6 protein-coding genes are annotated in these 6,231 nt (G+C 40.1%); 5 read left to right on the forward strand and 1 reads right to left on the reverse strand.

What is annotated here, in order from left to right; genetic code table 11:
- The first annotated feature begins 509 nt into the window (after positions 1-509).
- On the forward strand, positions 510-1,829 hold the full coding sequence (locus tag ACZFYI_RS13940) for an acetylxylan esterase (protein ID WP_462524738.1): 1,320 nt from the start codon (positions 510-512) through the stop codon (positions 1,827-1,829).
- A gap of 224 nt (positions 1,830-2,053) precedes the next feature.
- Complete coding sequence (locus tag ACZFYI_RS13945) at positions 2,054-2,485, forward strand: DUF6508 domain-containing protein (RefSeq protein WP_462524739.1); 432 nt, start codon at positions 2,054-2,056, stop codon at positions 2,483-2,485.
- 47 nt (positions 2,486-2,532) lie between these two features.
- On the opposite strand, the gene ACZFYI_RS13950 is transcribed toward ACZFYI_RS13945, so the two are convergent.
- Entirely contained in the window at positions 2,533-2,763 is a 231-nt protein-coding gene (locus tag ACZFYI_RS13950; RefSeq protein ID WP_462524740.1) for a hypothetical protein, read from the reverse strand.
- Between the two features lie 302 nt (positions 2,764-3,065).
- On the opposite strand from ACZFYI_RS13950, the gene ACZFYI_RS13955 reads away from it, so the two are divergent.
- From ACZFYI_RS13955 to ACZFYI_RS13965, 3 genes are all read left to right on the forward strand, one after another.
- Entirely contained in the window at positions 3,066-4,271 is a 1,206-nt protein-coding gene (locus ACZFYI_RS13955; protein ID WP_462524741.1) for a heparan-alpha-glucosaminide N-acetyltransferase domain-containing protein, read from the forward strand.
- A 166-nt stretch (positions 4,272-4,437) separates the two neighbouring features.
- Entirely contained in the window at positions 4,438-5,553 is a 1,116-nt protein-coding gene (locus ACZFYI_RS13960; protein ID WP_462524742.1) for a family 20 glycosylhydrolase, read from the forward strand.
- Positions 5,554-5,648: 95 nt separating this feature from the next.
- Positions 5,649-6,231, forward strand: a 583-nt coding sequence (locus ACZFYI_RS13965) for a DNA methyltransferase (protein WP_462524743.1), incomplete at its 3' end; no start/stop codon positions are given.

Genomic DNA, 6,231 nt, shown 5'->3' on the forward strand with positions numbered 1-6,231 from the left:
GCCGCGCTTCGGTGCTGCCTTAGCCATTAGAACGGTTCCTCATCATTGTCATAAAAAATAAAATGATCAAAAACAACAGGAAAATATTTTTTACAAAATGAACCAGGCAAAATCCCCTTGGTTGGAAATGATTCAAAAAAGTTTTCTTTCGGAAGATTTCAAAGAGTTGTATTCAAAAATATTGAAGGAAAGGTTGGAGGTGATTGGGTGAGGAAACAGCCCCTTTTATCCTTTCCATCCACGATAGCGGAATGCAATTGGACCATCTAATCGCCCATACCGAGAAAATTGTAGCTAATTTGAATTACAAATTCTACTGAATAAAAAGGTAGGGACGAGAGTCTGGAATAGCTTAATGAAGCGAGTAGCAAGAATTCAGGGCTTACAATTGTTGCGGAAACGCATAGTGCCTATGACATTCAACGCCAACCAGGAGAAAGTACAGGATTCTTTTCGTGATGGAAAATTGCATATTTCAGAGTATATTCATTCTATAAACCAATCTGACAATGAACCAAAAAACTCTTAAACCAAACAGACATTTCATTTACGGAATACTGCTACTACTTTTCTTCAGCCTTTCCTCTGAAGTTTTCTCCCAGATCCCAAGACAGTTTCTTGAAATATCAGTTGTTCCTGACCGTGAGGATTGGACTTATAAAACAGGCCAAAATGTGGAATTTTATGTATCAGTCACCCAATCCGGCAGACCTGTATCCGTCGAGAATGTCCGCTATGTGGTCAAGGAGGAAAAGATGGAGCCAATCAAAGAAGGCTCTTTAAAACTGAAAGACGGCAAAGCTACGATTGAAAAATTCACCATGAAAAATCCCGGATTCCTCAGGTGTGAGGTATTTGCGACTATTGATGGAAAGGAATACAGAGGAATCGGAACAGCTGGGTTTGAACCTGAAAAAATCAAACCTACAGTAAAGATGCCAAAGGATTTTGAGGAGTTTTGGAATACAGGAAAAGCTGAACTTGCCAAAATCCCGATGGATGCCAAGATGGTCCACCAACCTGAAAGAAGCACAGATCAGGTTGATGTCTATCATGTCAATTTTCAAAATGTACGAAACAGCCGAATTTATGGCGTACTCACCGTCCCAAAAGGGGGAGGAAAATATCCAGCCATTTTATTGGTTCCCGGTGCGGGCATCAGACCTTATGCCGGTGATATGAATAGGGCTGTCCGGGGAGCGATCACTTTGCAGATCGGTATCCACGGCATTCCGATTGACATGAATCCCGAAGTGTACAACAACCTCGGTTCAGCGGCTTTAAATGGCTATTGGATGTTCAATATCTGGGACAAAGACCTTTACTATTACAAAAGAGTATATCTAGGTTGCATCCGTGCAGTGGATTTTTTGGTTTCCCTTCCTGAATATGACGGTAAAAACCTTGGCATCCAAGGAGGAAGTCAGGGAGGTGCCTTGTCGATCATTACAGCGGCTTTGGATCCAAGGATCAAATACCTCACTGCCATGTATCCGGCTTTGAGTGATATGACAGGCTACCTCGAAGGCAGGGCAGGAGGTTGGCCACATGTCTTTGGAGGCAATAACCTTCAGTACTTTAATAAGCCTGAGGTCATTGAAACCGTCGGCTACTATGATGTGGTCAATTTTGCAAAAATTCTTAAAACTCCGGGATTTTATACTTGGGGATACAATGATGACACTTGTCCTCCGACTTCCTATTATTCCGCTTTCAATGAAATCAAGGCTTCAAAAGATGTGTTTGTCGTACCGGAGACAGGCCATTGGACTTATCCGGAGCAGGGAAAAAAAGCCGATGACTGGATTTTTGGAAAGTTCGGGAAATAATCATTTTAAAAGTCCCTTTGCTCCAAGCATATGATTTTGATCCTTCATTTGCTTGGAGCAATATTCTGTTCTGGAATTTTTTATGTGAGTCCAAAATTCCAAAATTTGAAAAAACCCTTCATAATAAAGGAGTGCATTGTCAATGGATAATTTTAAAATCCATTCAAATTCCGATAAAAGTTGTAAATTGAATAGCCATTCAAATTTCTCCCTTACTATTTTTTATGAAGCCCCAATTCACTCCCTTGGATCAAATAGAATCTTATATTGAGTCTGAAGCCGGGAAAAAAGCAATTCAGTCTTTGTCGTATTTTATTCCCAAAATGGAGGAGGAGTTTCGGCGGATCAAGAAAGCTGTGCCTTTTGAACTCACTGAAGAGGCCTTGCTTAAATATGTTGACTTTGACGGGCTGAGGCCAAAAATGCAAATGGATATCAATACCTCCAGTCTTTTGGTAAATTTTGATTGGGCAAGTTGGATGGAAGGGATCGAAATATTGGATGGCATCCGAAAGCCAAAACAAATCAATCAGATCAAAGCATGTAAGCTCATGACGATTATTGTCAAAAGAGATTCAACTCAAAGCGGCTACTTTGAGAAGGAGATGAAAAAAGGGACGTTTGTACTCCTTCTGAAGAATCTTTGTCAAAAATGAGGCTTGGATTTAGTTGAACATTGAGATCAAACTGAACTCAATCCATGTCATTTTTTGATTTCCTGATTGACGGTTTCGAGTTCTTTTTGCATTTCACTTTCCTCAATTACTTTTCCAAGATCCATTCCCCCTCTGAATAACAACAGCCCACCTGCCGCACCTAGGGAAAAGTTCTTGTTTTGGATTCCATGAATCAAAAGGTAAGTTCCTGAAAATAACATGACAGCAGGCTCAATGGTTTTGAGTCCTTTTTTGATGTTTATCGATATTGAATTCATAAGATGGCCCATAGATTTTAAATTAGTTTGAGCCAAAATGGAATGGCTCAAGTTTAAATGGTTACGTTAAGTTAACAAAGTTTGACTATAATTCATTCCACCAAAATGCTATCTGTTAGGATTTTAAAGATCCAAAAAAACCTGTTTAAAGGGATTGTTTTCCTTTTAAATCAACCATTTACCTGGTTTACAAAAACAATGCATTTATTGAAATTCCTATGGAATAATGGCTATTTTTAATTTGCACCCAATTAAAGTTAAAAATTATGTCAAAATCATTTACTTAAGAATAGCTGTCATAAATGAATCCAAAAACCACTTTTCAAAAGCCCTTGCGTATCTTTTCTATCGATATATTCAGGGCAATCACCATGTTGTTGATGATTTTTGTCAATGACCTTTGGACTTTGGAAGGGATTCCGGCTTGGATAGGCCACGTCTCGGCCAATGAAGATGGATTGGGTTTGGCGGATACAGTCTTTCCGGCATTTTTGGTGATTGTAGGTTTGTCTATCCCATTTGCCATTTCCCGAAGGGTAGAAAAAGGAGAAAGTACCTCCAAGACAATCCAGCATATCCTTTTAAGGACTTTGGCCTTATTGACTATGGGTGTATTCCATGTCAATCTTGAAAATTACAACAATTTTGATGCATTGCTTCCAAAACCCATTTGGCAGATTTTGATCACCATCGCATTTTTTCTGATATGGCTTGATTATTCTTCTTATCTGAACAAAAAAAAGAACTCAGTTTTACAGCTCAGCGGGATTTTGCTTTTGGCGATCTTGGCATTTCTGTATGTGGGAGGTTCGCCTGAAAACCCAACTTGGATGGAATTTCATTGGTGGGGGATACTTGGACTGATCGGATGGGCCTACCTCATTTCGGCTTTGGTTTACCTTGCGTTCCGGGAAAGTATGTTGGTATACATTTCTTTTTTCCTGTTTTTTCTTTTTTTCAATTCTGCCGAGAAGTTAGGCTGGCTGGATTTTCTCCATTTCATCAAGCCTTATTTTTGGATCTCAGGTGACGGCTCCAATCCGGCTTTTGCCATGGCTGGGGTAGTCGGAGGAATGTATTACAAGAATTACCTTTCCCGAGGCAAATACCAAAACTATTGGTTGGTATTTGGATCATCCACAGTTATCCTAATCCTTTTTGGGCTTGTTACAAGACCACTTTGGGGAATCCATAAAATCGGTGCCTCGCCTTCTTGGGTGACCATCTGTACAGGGTTAGCTTTTTTGGTATTGGCAAGTTTGATCTGGTTAGTGGACAAAAAGGGGAAGTCTTCTTGGTTTGACTTGATCAAACCTGGTGGAACAAGTACCTTGACCGCTTATTTGTTGCCTTATATCCATTATGCACTTTATTCCATTGTAGGGTTTTCGCTTCCTTTGGTTTTGAGAACGGGAATAGTCGGAATAATAAAATGCCTGTTATATGCCTTTGTCATTATTTTGATAACGGGTCTATTGGAAAAGAAAAAGATTAGATTGAAAGTTTAAAATATGGTTAATAGCTTCTTTGCCAGGAAACGAAAATTCCACTACAGACAGGACAGAAGACGGAAGACCGAAGTCGGAAGTAGTCAAATTAGGTTATACATCATTGGATTTGATTAAAACTGAGGATTTATTGGCATTAAATACATTTAATATTAATTTAAGAAACATGAAAAATATCCTTCCATTCTTGATTTTCCTTTTGTGCTTCAATTCAATTCAGGGATTGGCCCAAGATGAATTGCCCATAAGGGGCTTGGCCATTGCCGCCCCAAAACCCAATGAAGTCGATCGTTTTGTCAAGTTTATCCATGAAGAACTTGCACCCCGGCACATCAATACCTTGGTTTTGAGAGTGGATTACAATTACCAATTTGAGAGCCATCCTGAGCTACGGGATGAAGTTGCATTGAGCCGCGATGAGGTAAAAAAACTTGTTGCCTCATCAAAACAGCATGGAATCAAAATCATTCCCCAAATCAATCTCTTGGGACACCAATCCTGGGGGACAGAGACAGAAAATCTTCTTACTGTTTATCCTGAATTTGATGAAACCCCTCATGTCCAAATTCCCGAGAAATACGTGTGGCCAAATCCTGATGGCCTCTACTGCAAAAGTTATTGCCCATTGCACCCGGGAGTACACAAAGTTGTATTTGCGCTGGTCGATGAGATCATGGAAGTGTTTGAAGCTGATGCCTTCCATGCAGGAATGGACGAGGTTTTTTACATTGGAGATGACAAATGCCCAAGATGTCAGGGCAGGGACAAGGCGGAGCTTTTTGCCGGCGAGGTAACCAAAATCAGAAACCATTTGGCTATATCCGACCAAAGGCTATGGATCTGGGGAGACAGGTTATTGGAGGGGAAGACGACAGGACTGGGGTTGTGGGAAGCAAGTTATAACAGTACTCATAGAGCCATTGACCTGATTCCAAAAGATGTTGTGATCAATGATTGGCATTATGAAAAACCTGTAGGTACTCCTGTTTATTTTGGAATGAAGGGATTTGATGTAGTCAGTTGTTCTTGGAGAAAACCGGAAGTAGGTATCAGCCATGTTGAGGACATGTTTTTGTTCAGGAAAAATAATCCTGACGAAATGAAAGACAGGTTTGCAGGTGTCATGCTGACTGTTTGGTCTGGGGTAACTCCTTTTTTAGATGGATTTGATGCTTATATGGCAAATCCAAACCAAAAATTGGAAGAGAAAGAAATGAATCAGCCTTGGGTGACTTTTGTGAAGATGTTTGATAGGTATGGGGAGCTTGCCCAAAAAGAATAAATCAAATCTGGGAATTCGATATTGGAGTAAATTATTGGAAGAACTTTTTAAGAATTAAATGTATTTTTAACCTCCCGATTTTCAACAGGAATTGAATGGCAAATACCGATTACAGTAAGTTTACCAAAGAGCAGCTTCTTGAGATGATCCACCATCTGGACAGGAACAGGAAGTACGGCTTGGTGTGGGAAGAAGAAAAGGAACCTGAGAAAGTGGTCGCCGAATGTGAAAACAAAACTCCTATTTTGGAAGAAATTTCTGACAAAGAAATATTCAATGATGCCCATCAACCAACTCATTTGCTGATCGACGGAGATAATTTCCATTCTCTAAGGGTCTTGAATCAAAGCCATCAAGGCAAAATTGATCTCATTTACATCGATCCTCCATACAATACCGGGAAGGAAAACGAATTCCTATACAATGACCGCTATGTGGATATCAATGACGGCTATAGGCACAGCAAATGGCTTTCCTTTATGTGGAAGCGCCTAAATCTTGCAAAAAATCTTTTGAAAAGCTCCGGGGCGATTTTTATTTCTATCGATCACAATGAAATTGCGCAACTCAAATTGCTCTGCCAGGAGATTTTTGGGGAAGAAAATTTTGTAGCCCAGTTTGTCAGAAAAAACAAAGCCGGATCCGGCCATGACAGTGGCCAAGTGGCTGTGGAGTTTG

Source organism: Aquiflexum sp. (genome assembly GCF_977115555.1).

Bases quoted from the DNA above. Each gene is read 5' to 3' on its own strand.
- ACZFYI_RS13940 (WP_462524738.1), top strand. From the start codon at position 510: ATGAACCAAAAAACTCTTAAACCAAACAGACATTTCATTTACGGAATA.
- ACZFYI_RS13945 (WP_462524739.1), top strand. From the start codon at position 2,054: ATGAAGCCCCAATTCACTCCCTTGGATCAAATAGAATCTTATATTGAG.
- ACZFYI_RS13950 (WP_462524740.1), bottom strand. From the start codon at position 2,763: ATGAATTCAATATCGATAAACATCAAAAAAGGACTCAAAACCATTGAG.
- ACZFYI_RS13955 (WP_462524741.1), top strand. From the start codon at position 3,066: ATGAATCCAAAAACCACTTTTCAAAAGCCCTTGCGTATCTTTTCTATC.
- ACZFYI_RS13960 (WP_462524742.1), top strand. From the start codon at position 4,438: ATGAAAAATATCCTTCCATTCTTGATTTTCCTTTTGTGCTTCAATTCA.